The 22,969-nt window shown below is 40.3% G+C and carries 21 protein-coding genes and 1 tRNA gene; 4 read left to right on the top strand and 18 right to left on the bottom strand.

The features are described from left to right. Positions 1 to 29 precede the first annotated feature (29 nt). Positions 30 to 791 (top strand): MerR family transcriptional regulator, encoded by a 762-nt coding sequence (locus FE005_RS07680; protein ID WP_060813627.1) that lies wholly within the window; start codon positions 30 to 32, stop codon positions 789 to 791. A 27-nt stretch (positions 792 to 818) separates the two neighbouring features. On the opposite strand, the gene FE005_RS07675 is transcribed toward FE005_RS07680, so the two are convergent. Both FE005_RS07675 and FE005_RS07670 read right to left on the bottom strand, forming a co-directional pair. Beyond that, on the bottom strand, positions 819 to 1,754 hold the full coding sequence (locus FE005_RS07675) for a LacI family DNA-binding transcriptional regulator (RefSeq protein WP_005471706.1): 936 nt from the start codon (positions 1,752 to 1,754) through the stop codon (positions 819 to 821). A gap of 10 nt (positions 1,755 to 1,764) precedes the next feature. After that, a complete protein-coding gene (locus FE005_RS07670) occupies positions 1,765 to 2,037 on the bottom strand; it encodes a hypothetical protein (protein ID WP_003127443.1) in 273 nt (90 codons plus the stop codon). Positions 2,038 to 2,224: 187 nt separating this feature from the next. On the opposite strand from FE005_RS07670, the gene FE005_RS07665 reads away from it, so the two are divergent. Continuing rightward, a complete protein-coding gene (locus FE005_RS07665; protein ID WP_060813628.1) occupies positions 2,225 to 2,476 on the top strand; it encodes a helix-turn-helix domain-containing protein in 252 nt (83 codons plus the stop codon). A gap of 394 nt (positions 2,477 to 2,870) precedes the next feature. Here the strand turns inward: FE005_RS07665 and groL are convergent, their stop codons facing one another. Both groL and groES read right to left on the bottom strand, forming a co-directional pair. After that, complete coding sequence (gene groL, locus FE005_RS07660) at positions 2,871 to 4,499, bottom strand: chaperonin GroEL (protein WP_060813629.1); 1,629 nt, start codon at positions 4,497 to 4,499, stop codon at positions 2,871 to 2,873. Positions 4,500 to 4,527: 28 nt separating this feature from the next. Further along, the gene (groES, locus tag FE005_RS07655) at positions 4,528 to 4,812 is read right to left on the bottom strand and encodes a co-chaperone GroES (protein WP_003127440.1); all 285 of its coding nucleotides are present in this window, start codon (positions 4,810 to 4,812) and stop codon (positions 4,528 to 4,530) included. A gap of 232 nt (positions 4,813 to 5,044) precedes the next feature. Here groES and FE005_RS07650 point away from each other — a divergent pair, with 232 nt between their 5' ends. After that, positions 5,045 to 5,689, top strand: a complete 645-nt coding sequence (locus FE005_RS07650) for a CPBP family intramembrane glutamic endopeptidase (RefSeq protein WP_103300600.1) — start codon at positions 5,045 to 5,047, stop codon at positions 5,687 to 5,689. Between the two features lie 133 nt (positions 5,690 to 5,822). Here the strand turns inward: FE005_RS07650 and FE005_RS07645 are convergent, their stop codons facing one another. The 8 genes from FE005_RS07645 to FE005_RS07610 all read right to left on the bottom strand — a co-directional run bounded on the left by FE005_RS07645 (position 5,823) and on the right by FE005_RS07610 (position 13,640). Then, on the bottom strand, positions 5,823 to 6,629 hold the full coding sequence (locus FE005_RS07645) for an MBL fold metallo-hydrolase (RefSeq protein ID WP_003127437.1): 807 nt from the start codon (positions 6,627 to 6,629) through the stop codon (positions 5,823 to 5,825). A 53-nt stretch (positions 6,630 to 6,682) separates the two neighbouring features. Further along, positions 6,683 to 7,537: a two-component system regulatory protein YycI gene (locus FE005_RS07640; protein ID WP_060813631.1), complete on the bottom strand. Its 855-nt coding sequence runs from the start codon at positions 7,535 to 7,537 to the stop codon at positions 6,683 to 6,685. After that, a complete protein-coding gene (gene yycH, locus FE005_RS07635) occupies positions 7,538 to 8,842 on the bottom strand; it encodes a YycH family regulatory protein (protein WP_138371590.1) in 1,305 nt (434 codons plus the stop codon). Next, positions 8,839 to 10,680: a cell wall metabolism sensor histidine kinase WalK gene (walK, locus tag FE005_RS07630; protein ID WP_003127434.1), complete on the bottom strand. Its 1,842-nt coding sequence runs from the start codon at positions 10,678 to 10,680 to the stop codon at positions 8,839 to 8,841. Before walK ends, yycH begins: the two co-directional genes overlap by 4 nt. 3 nt (positions 10,681 to 10,683) lie before the next feature. After that, on the bottom strand, positions 10,684 to 11,388 hold the full coding sequence (yycF, locus tag FE005_RS07625; protein WP_005471699.1) for a response regulator YycF: 705 nt from the start codon (positions 11,386 to 11,388) through the stop codon (positions 10,684 to 10,686). A gap of 156 nt (positions 11,389 to 11,544) precedes the next feature. Then, positions 11,545 to 11,832 (bottom strand): DUF1905 domain-containing protein, encoded by a 288-nt coding sequence (locus FE005_RS07620; RefSeq protein WP_003127432.1) that lies wholly within the window; start codon positions 11,830 to 11,832, stop codon positions 11,545 to 11,547. Positions 11,833 to 12,211: 379 nt separating this feature from the next. Then, positions 12,212 to 13,081: a DegV family protein gene (locus FE005_RS07615; RefSeq protein WP_138371589.1), complete on the bottom strand. Its 870-nt coding sequence runs from the start codon at positions 13,079 to 13,081 to the stop codon at positions 12,212 to 12,214. After that, a complete protein-coding gene (locus FE005_RS07610) occupies positions 13,074 to 13,640 on the bottom strand; it encodes a DUF1836 domain-containing protein (RefSeq protein ID WP_138371588.1) in 567 nt (188 codons plus the stop codon). Before FE005_RS07610 ends, FE005_RS07615 begins: the two co-directional genes overlap by 8 nt. A 283-nt stretch (positions 13,641 to 13,923) precedes the next feature. On the opposite strand from FE005_RS07610, the gene FE005_RS07605 reads away from it, so the two are divergent. Then, positions 13,924 to 13,996, top strand: a tRNA-Lys gene (locus FE005_RS07605). A 597-nt stretch (positions 13,997 to 14,593) separates the two neighbouring features. On the opposite strand, the gene FE005_RS07600 is transcribed toward FE005_RS07605, so the two are convergent. The 6 genes from FE005_RS07600 to FE005_RS07575 all read right to left on the bottom strand — a co-directional run bounded on the left by FE005_RS07600 (position 14,594) and on the right by FE005_RS07575 (position 22,954). Continuing rightward, positions 14,594 to 15,709, bottom strand: coding sequence for an AI-2E family transporter (locus tag FE005_RS07600; protein WP_138371587.1), 1,116 nt, complete (start codon positions 15,707 to 15,709; stop codon positions 14,594 to 14,596). 626 nt (positions 15,710 to 16,335) lie between these two features. Beyond that, the gene (locus FE005_RS07595) at positions 16,336 to 16,611 is read right to left on the bottom strand and encodes an LPXTG cell wall anchor domain-containing protein (protein WP_138371586.1); all 276 of its coding nucleotides are present in this window, start codon (positions 16,609 to 16,611) and stop codon (positions 16,336 to 16,338) included. Next, entirely contained in the window at positions 16,608 to 18,365 is a 1,758-nt protein-coding gene (locus FE005_RS07590; RefSeq protein WP_138371585.1) for a WxL domain-containing protein, read from the bottom strand. Before FE005_RS07590 ends, FE005_RS07595 begins: the two co-directional genes overlap by 4 nt. Positions 18,366 to 18,413: 48 nt before the next feature. Continuing rightward, the gene (locus tag FE005_RS07585; protein WP_138371584.1) at positions 18,414 to 19,154 is read right to left on the bottom strand and encodes a WxL domain-containing protein; all 741 of its coding nucleotides are present in this window, start codon (positions 19,152 to 19,154) and stop codon (positions 18,414 to 18,416) included. A gap of 142 nt (positions 19,155 to 19,296) precedes the next feature. Beyond that, positions 19,297 to 20,340, bottom strand: coding sequence for a DUF916 and DUF3324 domain-containing protein (locus tag FE005_RS07580; protein WP_254697006.1), 1,044 nt, complete (start codon positions 20,338 to 20,340; stop codon positions 19,297 to 19,299). A gap of 517 nt (positions 20,341 to 20,857) precedes the next feature. Then, a complete protein-coding gene (locus FE005_RS07575) occupies positions 20,858 to 22,954 on the bottom strand; it encodes a BglG family transcription antiterminator (RefSeq protein WP_138371583.1) in 2,097 nt (698 codons plus the stop codon). Positions 22,955 to 22,969: the final 15 nt, after the last annotated feature.

The raw sequence follows: 22,969 nt of genomic DNA, 5'->3' as shown, positions 1-22,969 counted from the left end.
TTATGATGAGAGCATAAGGAGGGAGAAATTTGGAATATAGTATAACAGCACTGGCTAAAATTTCTGGCGTCAGCAGCCGTACATTGCGCTACTATGATCAAATCGGATTATTAAAACCACAAAGGATCAATTCAGCCGGCTATCGTATTTATGGGGGACAGCAAGTGGATCGTCTGCAACAGATTTTGTACTTTAAATCCTTTGGCCTCCCTCTAGAAGAAATCCGTCATTTGCTAGATGATCCCAAACAAGATGTTCAAACACTGTTGGTTGCTCATTACAACCGATTGTCTCAGGAACGAGCAGCGCTTGATCGCTTATTGACAACATTAGCCCAAACAATCAATTATTATGAAGGAGAACAGACTATGTCAGATAAAGAAAAATTCACTTATTTTAAACAACAACAACTCGCAGCCAATGAAGAAACCTATGGCGAAGAGATCCGTGCCGCTTATGGGGAAGAAGTCGTTGAACAAAGCAATCAAAAATGGCAGAACATGTCATTTGAAACCTACCAAGAATTGGAACAAACCGAAAACGAACTAATTCAAACATTGAAACAAGTGGTACAAGAGCCATTTGACGTGACTTCTTCTTTGGCAAAAACAGCCTTCCAGTTGCACAAAAAATGGCTGCAGCTTGCAGCGCCATTTTATTCTGCCGATTATCATCGCAGTTTAGGTGAAATGTACATTCATGATGCACGTTTTACTGACTATTACGATCAAAAAGCAGGCCAAGGCGCAGCCAGCTGTTTACAGGCAGTCATCGCTCATTACGCAGATTAATGACCAATAAAAAGGACTTGAGCCGCATTATGTGTGCTCAAGTCCTCTTCGTTTGATAAACGTATAAGGAATCCGGATGGACCCTTGTTCTTCCTGGATTGCTAACTTCAACGCCATTTCTCCACATTCATGCAAATGATAGTCGATGGTTGACAATTGAAGAACTTCACTAATAAATAAATTGTCTCTGCCAATAAGTAGTCGTTCGGAGGAAGAAGCCAATTTGATACCAGCAGCTACCTGATCCCCATTGGTAAAAATCGCTTGGACATTTTTATCAGCAAAGAAAGCGGCTGCCTCTCGCCCATCTTCTTCCGTCAAACAATCCCAAAAAATCAATTCTTCGGTAAAAGCTGGGAAATATTCCTGACACAAACGAACTGTGATCTTCGAATTGCTGCTCAGCTTACGACTTCTTCCAAGTGTAATTCCAATACGCTCGATACCATTTTCTTTCAAATAAGCAAACACTTCCCGAATGGATTGCTCACGATCGATATAGGTGCAACCATCTTGGACAGAGTCGATCTTTTCACAAAAAACGATACGGCCATAAGCACGATAGGGCAATAGTTTTTCGAGCGGATTTGCTCTCGATGTGATAATCAGAGCATCAAACCCTTTTGCCGCAAATTCCTGCAGGTACTTTTCTTCCATTTCTGGTTCATAGCGGGTAGGCAACAAAGTCACCTTATACCCACGGGAAAAAGCACTTGCAGTAATCCCGCTTAGAAGGATATCAAAATACGGATGATTGACAAATGGGAGAATCACTCCGATGTTCTTCGTTTTTCCCGAGCTTAGTACACGTGCAGTATGATTCGGGATATAGTTGACTTGTTCCATTACCCGCAAAATCTCCTGACGCTTCTGCTCATCCACATAAGGATTATTATTGATGACTCGTGAAATCGTTGAGACCGAATAACCGGTCAACTTAGCAATATCCCGAATGTTCGCCATGCGCTTCTCCTTAGACAAATAATTGTTCTTTCATATAGTCTATCACACTTGCCCCACATTCATAAAATTGGTAATAATCATTCTGATGAATGAAACTGATTCGTTGCGCACCAAAATATTCATCCTGTACCAGGTGTCCAATTTCTGCAAGCGGTATTTGTGCGACCTTTTCTCTAAAAAATCCCTTGGGCTTTGTGAGAATCAAGTTCATCCCATCAAATTCAAGTGCAACATAGCAGCGTTGTATTCCATTGTTTCCCTTTACTTCCATATAAGTGTGCATCTTCATACGCCCCTTTCATGAATAGAATAATCTATGAAACGCGTACCAGAGCAAGCACTTTGTTTTCTTTTTTTCTCCTTGTTTATTTCTGAGGTTGTGAATCATTTCGCTTATTTCTAGAATGTTGTTACAATAGAAATGGAGAAAGAAGTCATCAATCATTTTTCCATTCGAGGAGGAACGCAAATTGACATTAGAAGAAGCTTTTTTATTGGATACATTGCGTTGCCGATTCAAATTTTTGCGAGAAGGGCAAGCATTGACGCAAAAAGAGGTATCGCAGCAAATCGATGTATCGTTGGAAGACTATTTGGATTACGAAGCTGGTGATCGTCTACCAGACGTTATGACGATTTTGCATCTTGCTGCCTTTTATGATGTCTCAGTAGATTACATTTTAGGCCAAACAGAAATTATGCAGCGCTATCCGCTGTCTTGATAAAAAAGTGCTACATGAAACTGCTCCTTGCTAGTTAGAATAAAAATCAAGCTAGTAAGGCGCACGTTCATTTTGAGTAAAAGGACTACTTTTTAAGCAAAAATACCCACTCTTGTAGGAAGAGTGGGTGTCTCAAAAAGAGAATGAAAATGAAATAGATTTGATAGATTGATCATAAACTTCTTCACTGAATCATTCAACATGAAGTTAATTCCTATTTGGTGTAAAAATATGGAGTATCTCTTTTGAGCTATGTTAGCAGTGAATACCAAAATGATTAAGAATTCAATATACCAATGAGCAAGCAATGGATCATTGGTATTGGCTCCTTTCTATCATAGAAATAGAAGCATAAAGAAAAGAACCCCTTCGCTAAGGGGTTCTTTTAGTATAATTACATCATGCCGCCCATGCCCATGGATGGATCCATTGCTGGAGCTGCTGGTGCAGCAGGTTCAGGTTTGTCAGCAACGACTGCTTCAGTTGTTAACAGTAATGCGGCTACAGAAGCGGCATTTTGTAACGCAGAACGTGTTACTTTTGTTGGGTCAACGATTCCTGCTTCAAGCATGTTTACCCATTCGCCAGTTGCGGCATTGAAACCAACGCCAAGATCTGCGTGTTTCAATTTATCGATGATCACTGATCCTTCATATCCAGCATTTTCAGCGATTTGACGTACTGGTTCTTCTAACGCACGCAAGACGATTTTCACACCGGTTGCTGCATCGCCGTCTGCTTCGATGGCTGCTACTTTGTTGATGACATTGACAAGAGCAGTTCCCCCACCAGACACCATACCTTCTTCAACCGCTGCACGCGTAGCGTTCAATGCGTCTTCGATACGTAATTTCAATTCTTTTAATTCTGTTTCAGTTGGTGCACCCACTTTGATGACTGCAACACCGCCTGCTAATTTCGCTAGGCGTTCTTGTAATTTTTCGCGGTCAAAATCAGACGTTGTGTCAGCAATTTGATTTTTGATCAATTGCACACGAGCATCGATCGCTGATTTGTCGCCAGCACCTTCAACAATAGTTGTATTATCTTTGTCCACAACAACTTTACTTGCTTGTCCTAAGTTGTCGATCGTCGCATCTTTCAATTCTAACCCTAAGTCTTCAGTAATGACTGTACCGCCAGTCAAGATCGCAATGTCTTCTAGCATTGCTTTACGACGGTCACCAAAGCCTGGAGCTTTAACTGCTACGACATTGAATGTTCCGCGGATTTTGTTCAAGACCAATGTTGGTAATGCTTCGCCGTCTACATCGTCAGCGATGATCAACAATGGTTTTGATTGTTGTAAGATTTGTTCTAACAATGGCAAGATATCTTGAATGTTAGAGATTTTTTTGTCTGTGATCAAGATGTATGGATTTTCCAAAGCAGCTTCCATTTTATCATTGTCAGTGACCATGTATTGTGAAAGGTAGCCACGATCGAACTGCATTCCTTCAACTACATCTAATTCTGTTTCGATCCCTTTTGATTCTTCAATGGTGATCACGCCGTCATTGCCGACTTTTTCCATCGCGTCTGCAATGTATTTTCCGACTTGTTCGCTACCAGAAGACACAGCACCAACTTGTGCAATAGCTTCTTTTGAGTCAACGATGGAAGAAATGTTGTGTAATTCTTCAACCGCAACTTTAGTTGCCATTTCGATCCCACGGCGAATGCCTAATGGATTCGCACCAGCTGTCACGTTTTTTAGTCCTTCACGAACGATCGCTTGTGTTAGCAATGTCGCTGTCGTCGTTCCGTCACCAGCGATGTCATTTGTTTTAGATGCAACTTCAGAAACAAGTTTTGCACCCATATTTTCAAAATGATCTTCTAATTCGATTTCTTTTGCGATCGTTACGCCATCATTTGTGATCAATGGTGAACCATAAGATTTTTCTAAAACGACGTTACGACCTTTAGGGCCTAAGGTTACTTTTACTGTATCTGCTAATTTATCTACCCCGCGCAACATTGCTGCACGTGCATCTTCTGCAAATTTGATTTCTTTTGCCATGATTCATTCACCTCAACTAAATTATTTTTTATTCAACTACTGCAATAATGTCTTTTGCAGCAACGATCAAATATTCGTTACCTTCAAATTTCACTTCTGTGCCAGCGTATTTTTCGAACATAACTTGTTCGCCCACGTTGACAGCAACAGGAGCTTTTTCACCGTTTTCTAGCGTGCGTCCTTCACCGACTGCAATGACGGTTCCTGTTTGAGGTTTTTCTTTGGCTGCTGAAGCAAGCACGATCCCTCCCACAGTTTTTTCTTCTTCTTTTGCGACTTCGATAATCACGCGATCACCTAATGGTCTTAACACGATAAATCCCTCCAATTGTATTTGATAGATTTTCTATTAGCACTCTCACACATAGAGTGCTAACTCACAAAATTAATATTACTCATTTTCTGTTTTTTTTGCAAGCCTTTTGATTAAATTTATTTTGGCTTTTTCTTTTTATCGATCCATACTGCAAAAACCTAGGGAAAAATTTTGTTTCTAATGAGTCAGTAGTCTATAATAGAAAAAAAGGAGTGTGATGATTTCACTTATGTCTCTAAAAAAATACGCACTATCGACGATTTTGATTTATGGGGTCGCATTTTTTATTCCTGTCGCTTTTATATCTAGTGGTGCCACGATCCCTGCAACGACTGTTTCGTATATCGTCGGCGCAATCTTGATGATTTTTCTTTATTTCAAACAAAATGAACCCTTATCGTTTGAACGTAAGGAGCCAAAAGTATCGGCTATTATTATTTATGGTCTCACAGGAATCATTGCTGCCATTCTTTTGCAAAACTTCGCTGTCTTTATTGAGTCGCTATTTGGCGAAGTAGCGGCATCGGAAAATACAGAAAATATTATCTCTATTATTCTGCAAAATCCGATTTTTGCACTTGCCGCTATGGTCGGCGGGCCTATCATGGAAGAATTTGTATTTCGCCGTGCCCTTGTGGGAATCATTGCGAAATATTCAAATATCTGGGTTGGTGTCATTGTCAGCGCTGTTGCCTTTGCCTTTGCCCACAGCGACAATCATCTATTGGTGTATATTCTATTGGGTCTCTTTTTCTCTGGACTCTACGCGTTGACAGGGCGTATCTGGACATCCATGATTACCCACGTGGGAATGAATACACTAGTTATTATCATTCAACTATTGGTTCATGCCGGCTATATCAATGTGCCCTAAGCACTAAAAACAAAAAAAACGATGTTGAAAAATTTCAACATCGTTTTTTTATAAGATAAATTTCTAGCTTTGTAAAAACTGTCTGCATTCAATCGCTATTGCTTTTCTACAAAAACTTGCTAGCCAATCATCCTCAAATACTGAATAATTCGGTCGCTTTATCTGGATCAGTGTCATAAACCTCAAAGGCTTCACCGACACCTAAGTCGTGTTCTTTCATCGTATTGACCATGGTTAGATGGGCCAATTCTTTTAGATTGTTTTCTTTGCTCAAATGTCCTAAATAGACGCGCTTCGTATTATCCGTCAATATGTCTGCCATGACTAATGCCCCATCTTCGTTGGAGAGGTGCCCACGATCCCCGAGAATACGCTGCTTGAGGCTCCATGGATATGGACCCATCCGCAACATTTCTAAATCATGGTTGCTTTCGACCAGATACGCATCGGCTCCTTTGATAATCCCCCGGACATGATCACTGCAGTAACCAGTATCAGTCAACATCACAAAAGATTTGCCATCTTTATGGAACCGATAGAACTGCGGTGCTGCCGCATCATGGGAAACGCCAAAACTTTCGATGTCCATATCTCCCATCGTCAAAACTTTTCCCATCTCAAAAACATGTTTTTGTTCAACCGCAATATTGCCTACCATATTGTCCATCGCCTGCCATGTTTTCGTGTTGGCGTAGACATCCAACTTGTATTTGCGAGCCAAGACCCCTACGCCATGGATATGGTCACGATGCTCATGCGTGACTAAAATAGCATCCAGATCCTCTGGCTTGCGTCCAACTTCATCCAATAATGAAGTGATCTTTTTGCCGCTCAGTCCTGCGTCCACCAGGATTCGTTTTTTATTGCTCTCGATATATAACGAATTTCCTGAACTTCCGCTAGCTAAAATGCTTACTTGAAAGGCACTTTCCTTCATCATTGTTTCTGTCTTCCTCTCTCTTACTTTCAACGAGTTCCATTATACCTATTTTTCTATGGATTTTCTACTTTTTGTACTGCATTGTTTGTAATGATTCGATTACTAAAGGCATTGACAGTTTCGATCTGAATATTTTCATCCGCATCTGCTTTGACAGCAACGAACCAAGCCGGAATGTACACATTCCGATCACCAACAATCAAAATCCTTGTGTAAGCCAGCTCTGTCCATAATATCTTAGAATGACTAGGCAACTTATTATTCAAATAAAGCGTGTTGACGGCTTCTTTCTCTGAATAGAGAGTCATTTTCTCCCGCAGCGGGGTGATATTGGAAATGTGGGTCTGAGTATACTTAGCGATCTGCAACAGTTTATCTGACGATTCTAAAGTCATATCGATCCGGCTTGAGCTGTCATTGAACGGGATATTTTCATAGGACTGACTGGCAACAATGGTTGGGTATTCTTGATCTAATAGCGACAAGTTCTTCATATAGTGATATTCCTCTCCATAGAGGACTTGATCTTTTCGCTGAAGGTATTCATTGACCGTCTTTTCCGCCTGTGTGTCATCACTAATGTAGAATCCTCCGGAAGAAATATGGGTCAACTGCTGCCCTTTGACAGTAGTCGCCTCGACTAACCGCTTGTCCCCTTGCGCTTCTTTCAAAGCAGCAGCCAAATCGGTTTGTTCACCGCTTAAATAGTACCCGCTCAAATACTCGTCAGAAAGTTCTCCTGAATATTTGATGTCTTCTGAGGCTAGTCGCTGTTCAATCGGGATCGTCTGATTTGACTGCAAAACGTTCTGCTGTTCACTGCGGGCTTCACTGTAAATGTTGAACAAAAAGACATTCAACCCCAAAAACGCTAGGAAAAAAATCCATTCGATTCGCTTGAAATCCAATCAAACTCCCCCCGTTTCTGTCAATTTAGCCATTAATTCCTGATAATTGAACCAGTTATTCTTATACTTTACATACCAAGTTGGTGTCAAATCGACGACAGAAGCCCCTTTGATGTCGCCCCATTGATAGCCAACAATAATCTGCTGCAGCTGATCCGTCTCTGCCCCTGCAGAAAGCAAGTCACTGCGAACGGTTAAGCTTGAAGGCAGCTCCACCTCGGTCTCAGAAGGAATCGGCACTTGGATCGCATTTAAACTAGATTCGATTGCCATCTCTCGATTCCCTAATTGCCCACTGTTAGAAAAAGTTACTTTCATCAATCCCTGAGCACCACTGCTGAAGACTGGATACCCTTCTACAAAAATACGATAATCTAGTTGATTGCTCAACCGATCAAAAAAGCGTATCGTTCCGAAATTGTTGCCCAAACGACGAATATAGTCCGCACTTTGCATAAACAGATCCGTTTCATCACTTTCTGAAACAGTGGTTTCAAATTTGACTACTTGATCATCATGCAAAACCGCCATATTCTGTCCACCTTCATAATAATAAGTATCCACACTATCATCATTGACTTTGACATCTTTTGGCGAAGTAAAAAATGCTTCTCGAAAGAGATTCGCCGATTGCAAAGAGGAAACATAGCTGTATTTTTTCAGCTTGATCGTGTCCTGTGTATAGAACTGATTGCTTTTTCCTGATTCTTCCTGGCGCATCGCTGTCCATTCTCTTGGATTATCTTTCAAAATGCGATTCACATCATTTTTATCCCAGTCAATCTTGCCTTCAATGATCCGTGATTCTTCCAAATTCACAAACTGGATTTTATTCTCTTTCAAATCGATTTGAATACGGGAGAAAGCCATTTTGTTGGCTTCGTTGTCACCTAATGCCAATTCAACATCAAAGGTCTCCGCGTAATCATTTAGTAAGAACGGCGTGTAATACGCCAACGTCACTCCCTCATCCAATGTTGCTGCCTCTGAAAAAGACTTGGAATCATAATTTTGTACCGTCAGATCATTGACTTGAGCATCCGAGAGCAGTCCCTGAACATCACGAATCAACGTTTCAGAATTGGTTTCCTTGACTTCATCTTGGTGGATCCAGGTTAAATACAATGGCAAAAATAAGTCACTTTTTTGTTTGTAGGTCTGAATACTCGTATTGACTGTATCTGTAGCTTGTTCGACTGAACGATCGTAACCGGTGGGATTCAGCCAAATCATGTAGGAAAAGTAAAAGCTTAGGGTAACCATAACGATCAGACCTAAACGAATCATTTTTTCTGAGACTTTCATTCCCACCAATCCTCCTCATACGGTTCATATGGCAACATGATATAAAATGTTGAACCGCGGTTTTCTCGGCTTTCTGCCCAAATGGCTCCCCCATGAGATTTGATCACTTCGCGGGAAATGGCTAATCCTAAACCAGTACCACCTTGTTGCCGGGCGCGGGCTTTATCAACACGGTAAAAGCGGTCAAAGATTTTGGTAAGATCCTTTTTAGGGATGCCTAGGCCTTGATCATTGATACTCAAAACGATATTGTTATGGGTTTCCATCAATTTGACTGTGATCACACCGCCATCAGGTGAATATTTGATAGCATTGTTCATAATATTGTCGATCACTTGAATCATCTTATCCGTATCGACTTCGACCCAAAGTTCACGTTTGGTGAATTCACGACGAATCACATATTTTTTGTTCTCATTCGTCACCATCATATCAAATCGATCCAATACAAAGCTGACCAACTCATTGAAATTGATGTATTCCAATTGCAGTTGCGCATTGCCACTGTCCATTCGTGAAAGACTCAGTAGGTCATTGATCATTCGAATCATCCGATCCGTTTCATCTAATGTCACTTTCAAGAAGTTCGGTGCGATTTCTGGATCTTGCCAAGCCCCTTCGCTCAATGCTTCAATATAGCTGCGCATACTGGTCAAAGGTGTTCGCAATTCGTGAGACACATTGGATACAAACTCTCGCCGCTCTTGTTCATTTTTCTCTTGTTCTGTAACATCATGCATCACCGCTACTAAACCAGAAATAAATCCAGACTCACGGCGAATCATTGAAAAGTCGATTCGTAAAATCAAATTCGTTCCAACGATGTCATTGTTCGGCCGTTCGATCAGCATTTCATCAGGACTTTCTAGCAGTTTACGCAAGGTGTATTCTTCATCGATTTGGAGCAGAGTCAGAATCGATTGACCGACTGCTTCTTCAGAAGTAACATTCAATAACGACATCGCCATCTCATTGATCGTAATGACTTTCCCACGGCGGTCAGTCGCTACGACGCCATCGGTCATGTGGGAGAGGACACTATCCAGTCGATTTCGTTCCGACTCCATTGCTTCTTGTGTTTCTTCGATACGTTCTCCTAGCTGATTGAATGTTTCAGCCAGCTGTCCCAGTTCATCTTGACCATGAACTGCTACTTTGCGGCTATAATCCCCTTTGGCAATCCGAATGGCTTGTTCCCGCATTTCCCCAATCGGCTGAGTGATGGATCGGGAAACAAGTAGGGCAACAACAATCGAGATCGCTGCAGCAATTAAAGAAGCCGTCACAAAAATCACGGCAGTATCACTGACTTCACTGTATTTCTGTTCCAGATTGCTTCGCAGGTACAATGTACCCAAAACCGTATCCCCTGTAGGCGACTGGATCGATTGGACAATGTTGTAGACCCGCTGTCCTGTCGATTCGTCATACAACACTTCACTACGGTTCGTATCATAATCTCGGTAATCGTTTTTTTCACCCACTGAACCTCGATCATTGATATTGGTGGTTGCCCGAATGATTCCTTGTTCATCTACGACCCGCATCTCTAAAATCTCAGAAGAGTTGGTACTGGAAAGGATCCGGTTCAAAGAAGAATTCATTGCATCCCAATCGAGGCTGTCTTCGGCGTCCATTCGACTAAGTTCTGAACCTAGAGTAACGACCAACGTGCTAGCTCTTGCCTCCATGTCGCGCTTAAAGGCATCGATCGTTGTTTTCTCTAATTCGCGAATAAAATACGCCCCGATAATCTGGATCGAAATCAATAAGATCAAGATAAAAGTCAGGGCGATTTTGAAGTTCACTGATCGAAAAAAGCGAACCTTATTTTTCATAGCTTATTCCTGTTCAGGGTTCCGCAAGTAATAGCCGACTCCGCGACGAGTGACCAAATAATTCGGATGACTTGGGCTATCTTCGATTTTTTCCCGTAAACGGCGAACGGTAACGTCGACAGTCCGCACATCACCAAAGTAATCATATCCCCAGACGGTTTGCAGCAAATGTTCCCGTGTCATGACTTGACCCAAGTGTTTCGCTAGATAGTGCATTAGTTCAAATTCACGATGGGTCAATTCGATTGCTTCGCCATTTTTAGTTACCATGTAGGCATCTGGATGGATCGTCAAATCACCGATCGTCAATTCTGCATTCGGTGCTTCTTCTGCTTCTTTCGCCGAAGCAGAACCGCGACGTAAATTAGCTTTGACACGAGCTACTAATTCACGGTTGGAGAAGGGCTTAGTCACGTAATCATCGGCACCCAATTCCAGTCCTAACACTTTGTCGATCTCAGAATCTTTGGCGGTAACCATAATGATCGGCATATCGTGATTTTTTCGAACTTCACGTGCCACTTCTAATCCATCCATTTTCGGCAGCATCAAATCTAATAAAATCAGATCCGGTTCAACTTCTGCCACTTTTTCTAATGCTTCTTCACCATCATAAGCTGTATATACTTCGTAGCCTTCTTTTGTCAAATTGAATTTGACGATGTCCGAGATCGGTTTTTCATCGTCCACGACTAGGATCTTTTTCAAAAAATGTCACCTCATTTTTTATTCTTTCCTACTTATTATACATGATTTAGGATGTGTTTTCATCTTTCCTCAAATCTTAGCCTTGATCTATGCTTATTCTTAAGAAAATTTTGTATCGATGTTCTTTCTTTTTCACACTCATGATTGCTAACTTATTCATTCCGTAATAGGTTTCACAACAACTTTTACAGTATCGCCAATGTCTTTTTTGATCTGTTTGCGAATCTCTTTCTTGATTCCTAAAATATAACAAATACTTCCGTCTTGGTTTTTCAACCCCATATTAACGATACTTCCTTGATAGTCAACGCCATCAAATGTTGCCTGAACTTTCAGCCGCCCTTTATTCCATTCAGCCCGCAAATCGTAAGGAAAAATCACGTATGCTCCACCTTTACCAATCTCAGAAGAATAAATGGTTGATTCAAAAACATATTCTTTCATTGTCACTCACTCCTTTTTTATAAACAACTCAAGATACTGCCTTAAGTAATCCGGATAGCATAAAGCTCCATCTGTAAGCATCCGTCTCCTTGAAGAACTGTTGCTTTGTTCTATGAAATCATTATACTGCTTGTTTTGTTCAACGAAAATAACTTAGGTGTAACTAGGAGTAAGTAGGCGCAAAGGAGAGCAACGAAGAGCAAAAGAGAGCCAAACCCTTCATGTCACTGACCATTGCGGCATCTCTAGAGAAACAGGTTTCTTTTCACTCATCGGCACAAAAAAAGGTATGAAAGTTGAAAAGACAACTTTCATACCTTTTAACATTCATTAATGAATGATTGTGAGCGGCTCTTAGAAAACGATCACAGTCACTCGATCAAATCCCCGTTTCGTCTAACAGCTGCACTCCGACGCCTAATAATCCAGGTCCTGTATGCACAACCAGTGCCGGTGAAATCTGTCCAAAGAAAATTTCTTTCACTTGAGGAAATTCTTGTTCAAGACGAGTTTTCATTTCTTTAGCTTCTGCCAGCGCATCCCCCTGAGCCACGGCTAGGCGAAATTGTTTGTGATTTCCAATGTACTGTTTCACCAGTTCAACGGTCTTGTCCAAACTCTTTTTACGTCCTCGTGATTTCGCTACTGTGTAATAAATCCCTTCGTCATTACAAGAAATGATTGGATTCAATTTCAAGGCATTTCCGAGAATTGAAGCAACCAAACCAATTCGGCCGCCTTTTTGCAAGTACTCCAATGTCGCTACATTGAAAAAGACCTTATTTCGGACAACTTCTTGTAGCAGCTGTTCTTTGAGCTCTTGCCATGTGATTCCCTCAGTCAGCAACTCAGCGGCTCTAATCGCTTGTAATCCAGCACCAATCCCGATATTTTTCGTATCTAAAACAAAAATATCCAAGTCATTCCGTTGTTCTCCCATCAAGCGAACAACATTATAAGTACCGCTCAACCCACTAGAGATGGTGACTGCCAGAACTTGTTCATAGCCATCGGCTTTGATCCGATCAAATATCTTGTTGATGGTTTCGCCATCGGGCAATGACGTACTAGGAATTTCTTGCGGCAATCGTTGATAGATCTCTTCCGCTGTAATATCCACTTTATCCGTATACGTCCGATCCTTGTATATGATCTGCAATGGCAACATATACATACCATATTGTGACATGATTTCTGCCGGGACATCGGTTCCCGAGTCGACAAGCAGGGCAATTTTCTCTTTATTCATGGGATTCTCCTTTGTGCGTTTCCAAGTAATTTACTTCTAGTTCAATCGTTTTTTCTGCCAATAATTTATTTGCAAACGAACGGGTCGCCCCTTTGATCGCGATCAGTTCTACTGGAATCGGATCGGTAGACACCGCTTCTTTTGACCCTGCTGCCTCTTGGCAGACTGTCCAAATGGCTTTTTCCTGTTCTTCACAAAATAAATTGTACGCATTTCGTATCCCGACTACTTTTCCTTGAAACAATATTCCCGTCTTGATTTCTGGGATTGTCAACACTTGCTTCAACATCGTAATGGCAATCAAAAATGCCAAATGTTTTTGGTTATACCGTTTTTTCTCTGGGGGTGGGATCATCCCTTTTTTGACGTAATTATTGACCATTGATGATGTCAGCAGTGAATGTTTTTCCGACTGGATTACCGGCGACAAGTACTGATCGATCAACGTAATGACTTGATCCATATACAGTTCCAAAGTTGGCAGCTCTTCCCACCGCGGCAAATGAAAGGAAATCAGCGACTCGCTCCAATCAAACAAATCTGAACGTAATTTTTCCATAATCTTCTCCATCTTAAATAGCAGAATATTGGTTTATCAAAAACTTTTTATCTGGTTTTGATAACTAGATAAATTTTACCATATACTGGTATTGGATTGTAGTCCTCTGCTCAAAATTTAGGAAAACAAAAGAATTTGATTTTTGAAGGGGATAAGTATTACGGAGTATGTACTCTATGGGTAGTCTTCTTTTGAAACGAAAGATAAAAAAACGGATTTTTTTTTAACAGAACGATTGATTTTTAAAAGTCGGAGTGCTAAGATAATAAAGTAATTTTGATACGGGCCGTTAGCTCAGTTGGTAGAGCAGCTGACTCTTAATCAGCGGGTCGCGGGTTCGAGCCCCTCACGGCCCATTGGGTGCCAAACCCACGAGACTAGTACATTCTTGGCGCTTTCGAGCGTTTAGAAAAGAATGTGCGTAGTCTCATTTTTTGTTTCTTTTTTATGCTCGCGTAAAAAGGTATTGAATGTTTGTCCTTTCTTTATTACTAGCAGAATGATAATATCAGTATCCTTAACCAGTAGTCGTGGTTTTGCTAAAAATTGGATACTTGCGTCATATTTTGGGTGACTCTTTCTTCAAAGTACATAGCTTTATCTTCCTCAAGTTGTTTAATTTCTTGTCATTTAGAACTAGAAAATGAAGTCAATTTCCCTAAATCTAGTTCTCTAAATCTATTCTATTTTCATTATCTCAACAATGAATCGCTGTTTTAAATTCATCCACAAAAAAAGTACGTTCTCAAAATAAGAAAACGTACTTCTATTTCTTTATTATCACGAACAATTCTTCTCGTTCTTCACTTCCATCTACCCATTGTTTTTGAATCATATACTGATGCTAGCAAACTTAAAAAATACGCAAAAAATGCTATCTCTCTCCAGTGAATTAAGACAATTCATTGTTAGAAGTCAATTTCTAAGAAATTGCGTTAGTAGCTATTCTTTTCTCAAGCAGCTAACCACTCAGATACCATGATTTTGATGATGGCAGCAATAGGTACTGCTAAAAACATTCCAACAATACCAAAATATGCTCCACCAATCGTTATGGAAACGATAATGATGATCGGATTGATATTTAATGCGCCACCCATGATCCTTGGACCAATCACATTTCCATCAATTTGCTGTAAAATCAATAGAGCCAGCAGAATTGTGATTGCTTTACTGAGTCCTCCTGTAAATAATGTAACTACCCCAGTGACCAACGATGCAAAAATCGCACCAAAATATGGAATCATGTTACAAATGCCTAAAAGCAGCCCTAACGTGATGGCATACTTTACTTGAAAAAGAGACAGGATGATGGTGGATAAAATCCAAATGACACATGCATCTAAAAATTGCGAGCTAATAAATTTATAAAAAACCACATGCGTCGTATGGATCCATCTCTTCGAATTTTCAAATACTGTTTTTGACATTAATTTTTGAGATACCAAAGAAACAAAGCTCACTATCGAATCTTTGTAAATTAAAACATAGATAGAAACCACAATCGATAAAAAACTATTCAAAACGAAGCTTGACAAATTCATTGTAAGTCCGCCTAATGACGAAACAACTTGTAGCCAGTTTGCAGAAAGATTCTCCGTTGAAAACTTCTTCGTGAGCTCTGATAAAAAACGCTCAAAAGGAATTTGACTTAATATTCCCCTTTCCTCAAGTTCTTGTACATACCTAATCACTGATTCTTGAATTTGCGGCATGGCAGCGATCAAATCGGTGATATTTTTAATGATTAATGGAATCAAGTAACTTAACATGATAAATAAAAGAAAAAGAATCGACAGATACAACACAACAATACTCAAGGGATGGCTAGCTGATTGGATAGCTGGAAGCGGAATTTTTTCCAATAACATTTTAAAACGATTTTGTAATCCACTCAGCAAGTAAGCAAAAATAAATCCTATAACAAACGGAGCCAAAATATGCAAAAATCTTCCTAAGTGATTGAGCACGATTTGATAGTTTAGAATGATTAATGTTGCAATGATAATACTCATCCAAAAAATGAATCTACTTCCCCACTGATTCCAATTGACATTTAACTTTTTCATCAAGTCACCTCAAATTTCTGTTCTTTTATTGTCTCATCTTCCTATGAGATTTTTTCAAGAGTTCCTATCAATAGAACGATAGGATAAAAATAATTTCATATTTGATAGATAAATCAAATTCAATGACTCGACTCTTTTCGATGATCTTCACCTGTCACTTCTTATTGTATGTGCTTTTAACCAAGTATCTGTTTTTTTCGATCAACTCAAAGAGAAATATTCTTCGCTGACAGTTTGCTATTCTTACCAACCTTTCTAGGGTTTATTTCGTAATAAGGTATAGCAAGAATGGCTGCTGTGATGGTAGCCCTAGTATTCGTTCCCTTTATCTGTTTGACGATATTCAACCAGCTCAGATGTCCGCTTTTGCGCATTCATTTATAGATAGTTAATATTTATGTGATCATTTCTATCTGCAATTAATCATACTAAAGAATCGGTTCTTTAAATAGCCCTTTCTCATAATAAAAAAACCTGAGATAGAATGATCATCATTCTATCTCAGGTTTTTTGCCATACGACAAGTCATTCCTTATTGATGAAGGGCCTGCCGATGGTATAACCAATTTTTTTGCTGTTCTTTGCCTCGAAAGATGTCCCTCTTTTACAAACACGCTGTGAAATCTTCAATTTGTCCTTCTACACTTTTTTTCTCTGTTTTTTAAGTACCACATCACAAAGACAATGACTAAGCCTACCATTCCTATATAAGAAAAGGTGCTTCCAGTTTGTGGGAGTGTTCTTGGATCATCCAAGTCTGGTTGGGTGGGTTCTTCCTCTTGGTAAAAGCTCACAACCGCACGATTCTCATTTGTTGTCGCATGTCCAATCACTGTGCTCCTTGAAAAGACGGGGATAAAAATGCAGAGACCGACCAAAAACACGACCACTCTCTTTCTCATCGAATGCCTCCTATCGTCGGATCCCCGACTAGTTCCCAAGTAATTGTTGCTTGATACTCTCCCTTGTCCACAGGTGTATTGGCAGGCAAATGAAGTGACACACCGGTTAATGTCTGGTCTTTTACTTCTCCAATTTGAATGATTGTTCTTCCGTATTCATCTCTTGTTCCTGATCCATCTCTTGCCGCAATCATTTGAGGGGTGGTTCCCAACAGGATATCATTTTTGGGAATGGAAATACCTGTATGAACAGATTCGATCACTTTCAACTCCTTCAAAGCGATGGCTGCTTCTCTTAACTCCTGATTTCTTTCATTTATAAAAGGGCTCATCGACGCATAAAGGCTCCACTGGGCAGTATCACTGTAATCACTGACCATAATCGTTGGAGCAGACTCTCCTTGCGCTGGAATATTTTGTCTACGGCTCGTTTTTAGGACGTCGCCAAAATCAAAATTGCCATGAGCAATTCCCGCCAACTCCAGTCGTCCAAGTCCAACTGCAAAGGATACCTCGTACGTCATTGAAAAACGGTATCCATTTTCTTTTGTTTGTGTCACTTGTACAACTGCTTTGCCTTCTTTGCCTGGTAATAGTGCATCAGAACGGATCAAATCAAACGAAAGCTCTTCTTTTTCCTGTTCCGTAAATTCTTCATGGAAATTGAAAAATTCTGTCATTCTCTGAAGGATTTCTTCTGTTGAACCGCTAGCTGCAAAAGTTAATTTATTCGTCGTTAATTGATTCACTCGCAACAATTGGAAGCCGCTTGGTGTCATCATATACAGAGCCTCTGGCCAGCCCATCGCCTCTCGAACAGGTTCTTCATTTCTCGTGACCCATGTATTGGCTCCATTGTAATTCTGATTGGCTACTGCGAACCTATTTACGCTTAATCCGATCACATCACCAAAGTCAATCGGACTATTGTTTAACACATTGTTCCAAGCTTGTACGACACTGCTTCTTGATTGGTTTACTGTAAAAAAAGGAAGCAGCGTTTGGTTGGTGTAATCGTTGCGATAAATCGTATAACGTGGTCTTGATGTAACTTGATTCGGCCAAGAATTGCCAAATCCTTCTGATGCAACAAGAGATGGTCCGTTATCATTGATATGAAGACTGATTACTCCAGTGCTAGCACTGATTGCTGCTTCTCGTGAAAATATCGAGTGGCCCCATATCACTTCCACCGGTACATTTATCTGAGTCGCTGCTTGTGTTTCTACATGTACGACGGTGATTGGGACTTGCAGATTTCCCAGGAAAGTGGTGTTCGGTTGATTCAAAAGAGTGACTTTAAAGTCCTCACCTGCGACTTCATCTCCATTCAGCCTGACGTTTGTCACTAACTCATTCAGTCGTTCCTCGACAAATTTCCCACCTAGTCCTATCTTTTGAGGGACTGCTTCGGCTATGAGCACAGTTTCGTCAGAATAACCGCTATGTTCACTTGGTTGAATCGTTTTAGACTCTTCCGTTCTGTCTGGAATCGTGCTTAATTCAGGATCAATGTTCTCTTCATCCAACCCTGAATCAAGCAAATCTAAGTTTCCCTCTGATTCATCAGCCGCATGATCTTCTGCATCTACAGGTTCAAAAAATTGATGTTCATCTGAATCAAGAGTGGAACTTTGGTCTTCTGCCCTTTGCCTCTCTGACGCATCAACGGTTTCCGCAAATAGGATTGTCGAGGGAAGCAAGTGCCCTGTAACAAGTAAACTTGCTATGGTGATAAGGACATTTCTTTTCATTTGATCGCGCCTTTCCCTTCAAATTAATCCAGAAGAATTTAGGGTGATTTATCCACCTATTCCTGTAGTCGGATCCGCAACCAGCTCCCAAACAATCGCAGTAGAATATTCAGTATTGTTTGCTGTGGTATTGGCTGGTATACGCAATACAACACCGTCAGTATGCTCTCCTCCATTTGATTGTCCTAATGCTAATGCCCAAGCACCTGACCCTTGCGCGGCATCTGCTGTGGCTAGCGTTTGTGCCGCTGCTCCGAGGACGATCTCATTTTGATTGACTATTGGTGTAGCAGCCGTTGCATTCACATAACGCAGCCCGGATAAAGTAATCGTTGCCCCAATCAATTCATGACCACTCGCATCTGCCAATTGATTCGGCTGTGATACCTGTAATTCCCATCCTAGCCGTTCACTTCCTCGGCGATCTTCTGTCGCGACAAAAGGCACACGCGAGACTTCTTCACCGTTTACCCACACATGATCGAGCCGCGCTTTTTGTTCAATCGCACGCGAGACATTTTGAATCTGACCAAAATCAAAGTTTGATACATAGTTGATCCGTAAAAGTCCCGGATAAGGATTGGTTGGTTCTTCGGGAGTAACCTCATTTCCTGGATTCTCCGGGTCAGGAACGACTGGGTTTGAAGAGTCATTTTCCAAGATATTCACTTTTCCTTCAGTCGTAATATTCGCTGCGTCATCATAAGTTGCCGCATCCCCCATTTTGCTACCCAATCCAAGACTAGCTGCTAAAAGTACAATTGATAATGTTCGTGTCGTTTTTTTCATTTTCTTTCCTCCGTTATCCTTTTAAAGTTCATTTTACGGGGTGTTCCTTCATAGTTTCACAAGATCCTGCTCATTCATTTCATTACGATTAAGCATTTTATGCTCTTTAATTTGCTGGATGACTCCGATAAGCCAGTCCTTTTTATATCATGGGTCGTTTTCTTCTCTTTTTTCTCCGAGTCCGCCTTCGAGTCCACCACATCACCAAAAGAACGAGGATCACGCCAATTCCGACAAATATCCCATATGACATGTAGGATGTCGTCCGCTCTAGATTGACCGCACTTTGATTTAATTGCCGGGCATCTGCATTCGTAATGGAAAAAGATTGTTCAAAGCGATACTCTTTTTCATCAGCTGTTACTTGCATCTTTAGAACATAATTCCCTGCTTCAATTGGCTGATTTCCAGCAGGGATGCCAAAGTTGAAATTAGAATTTGGTGCCATTCGCAACTCGTATGCGTCATATGTATAGATAGGGGTTCCACTTCCTTCTCTATAAATGCTTGACTGAATAGACATGTCGCGAACAATCACAGCAGCTCTATTTTGTAGATTTGCTTCAATGTGATTCCGATAATTACGCTGACTCGCGGTCACCTCATTTAAAGACAATTCATTTTCAACTGCTGACCCGCCTACTCGATTTAAAAGAATGCCTACCGTATAGGCGACTTCATGAGTCACAGTTTGTTCACTCTGCTGATTCTTTTTTTCAGTAAAACGAATGCCTCCAAGGATATCCCCTTCCCATTCTTCTTGTGGTAAGGAGATAATCAGTGTTGTGAGTACCGAAGAACCTGCAGGAATCAGGAGTTCACTCTCTTCAATTGCGACCAGTTGATCCATTCGATGAATGAGAGAAGCATCATACGCTTCTTCCCCTAAATAACTGGGGATTCCATTTTGATTCGTAGAAGCTGGATTTACGGTCACATTCACGCTGATTTCTTCTTCAGAAAGGTTATACACTCGAATTGAAACAGTGCGTTGCTTTCCTGGCTCGTCAATGATATGGTAATAGCCATTCTCATTCACATTTCCATTCTCATCTAGTGGTTGGATTGAGAACGTATTAACGTTTTCTGCAAAAACTTCTTTTTGGAAGAGACCAATAGTCAATAGCGCCAAAACTGCTATCATGACAAATCGTCTAATTTTTTTTCTTAAATTGTTGTTTTCCACCACACCCCTCCTCAGTCTAATCTTTTGATAGTATAACTTGACGGTAAAGGCTGTCCCAAATTCATATCGACCTTCATTTTTAATAAAAAAGGATTGAATCTAAAAAAAAGCAAGAGCAATCAATAATACGCAATGATTGCTCTCGCTCTTTTTATATGAAAAATGTTAATTTAATTATTAAAAATGATCCTTCTGGATGTTATAAGCGGGTTTACTGCATGATTCAGCGGAATAACTTAAATAGTGCCTCATTCAATAAGGATAGGATTCCCATGTCCTTATTAGATGTAAATAACCTACCTCAAGCGTATACGTCTGATTAAAAGCACGATCGATTTATTGCATGATCTCTCATCAAGTAACCTAAATGCTCTTTGACTGTTCAGTGGTATTATCTTATCTACATCTTCGTGTGTCAGTTGTAGTGGAAAGAGTCACAAACAACACTGATTATTGAAGCAACCCAATAAGTTAGATTTTTGGGGGTTGATCACTCTGGTGTAGTTATTCAGTCCAATTACATCGGAACCATATGCTTATTTTTCAAGAGAAAAGATGCGATCCAATCAAAGATTTGTTGAGGATCGGCTTCTTGTTCGAGTAAGTTGAAAAAACTTTCCTGTTCCAACAAAGCGACGAGCTCGGCAATGGCAGATAGATGTTTGCTGTGATCAATTGCTGAGAGGGTGAAGATGTATTTAATCGACGCTTTTTTGTTGATTATCACTGGTTCTTGTAAGACTGTGATGCCTAGGCCTAGCTTTAACGCGCCTTCTTCTGGCCGTGCGTGAGGCAATGCTACTTGATCCATGATAATGAAAAAAGGGCCTTCTTTGCGAACGTTTTGGATGATCGTATCAATATAACCACGTGAGATCACTTGATCCTTGATCAGTGGCGTTGCTGCCAAATAGAATGCCTCTTCCCAAGAGCGTACTTTTATATTAGTCAAAATGTACTGTGGGTTAAGCATATCAATCAACGCAACGGGCTTTCTTTCCTCGCCTAGGGTTGCTGAATAAGCTGGATTGACTTCTCTTCTGGTAAGGAGCAATTGCAATTCTTTCTTCAAACTTTTATCATCTTCGATTGTCGCATGCTTTTTGATAACAGCCATAAGTTCTTCCACCCCAATCAGAGAAATAGCTTCGCTGGGCTGATGGTAAACTTCTTGAATCAATTGATTTCTTTCTTCATTGGTCATTATTGGATTTACCACATAAACTGGCTTTTTCAGTGTATAAAGACTGACATTGGGTACCGTAGTAAAGATCAGGTCACATTCAGGGCGCTCAAGCAATAGTTCTTTGGTCTCAATGGGTCCAATAAAAATAATGTCCGGAAAGATCATTTTTAATTCATTATAGATCATGGCAGAGCTGCCGATTCCATTCGGACAAACAATCACACCAATTTTTTGATTGACTTGATATTCATCAAAGTCATTAATCAAAGAAGCAAAGTGAATGGTCAAAAAAGAGATTTCATCTTCTGGGATTCCGCGTTCAAAAAGATTTCCGATGGGACGTAATGTTTCTTGAACAATCTGATACAAATCTTCGTATTCTTTAATAATCTTTTTATGTAAGGGATTGATGATCGGCAATTGAAAAAACAAGCGATAATAGGCTGGTCGAAAATGACTATACAATTGATTGATGACCTTTCGCTGGTCTTTAAAGCGGATACCAGACAACAGTTCAAAGCGTTTGATGATGCGCTCGACCAATTCATGAATAATCGAAAAATCCGCTGATGGGTAGGTAGTATCCCCTAGCGCCATCCCCAGCAGCCACCCACAGACATACAATTGGGCTGATTTATTTGTGATGGAAAATTCTGCTAATAATTCTTTTGCAAACAAATATTCTTTCATCTGAAAAAATGTTTGGTAATTATAGGTTTCATAAAAAACTAACCACTGCTTGTTTAAGCGAGGAAGCATCATCGTAAATAAATAAGAAAACTCATTCAAGCGATTTTCTACTAACTCTAACGAAAAAGTTTTTAGTTTTTCCCTTGCAGCAGCTTCAATCTGCGAGAAGCCATCAATTTTTTCATTGACCAAGAAATAGTGATAGACAAACTCCTCCTGATTATCCCCAAAATCATGAAACATCATCTTCATAAAAAAATTGCGCAGATTTTCTTCATTCCCCATCAACCCATAGCCGTTTTTTCGCGTATAACCAATGGTGATCATTGACAGAGCCAGTTCTTTTTCTAATTTTTTTATATCTGCCATAAAGGTGGTCTTGCCGACACGCAGCGCAGATAAGAAATGATTCACAGAGAGATAGTCTGATTCATAATAAAACAACATCAGAAAAATATATTTTTTCCGTTCTTCACTATTCATCTCATACTGAGTATAAACAGCACTGTTTAGGAAATCATTCAGAAAAAAAGCTTTTGCTTTTGGTGCTAATTGAATAAAATAAGGATCTGATCGAATCAACGGTTGTTTGTTGGCTTTTAATAGTTCATTGATTTTTCTAATTGCATAATCCAGTTGATTTTTTGACAGAGAAAAGAAGCGCATCATCTCCTCTTGCTCCATCAATGGTTTTTGAATCATTTTCTGTATCAGCTGTAATGTGCGTTGATCGATCATGATCCTCACTCCCCT

The sequence above is a fragment of the Enterococcus sp. M190262 genome (assembly GCF_005843965.1).
GTDB lineage: Bacteria > Bacillota > Bacilli > Lactobacillales > Enterococcaceae > Enterococcus_D > Enterococcus_D gallinarum.
Note: the sequence above shows the minus strand (reverse complement) of the source record. Positions and strands in the feature narration are given on the sequence as shown.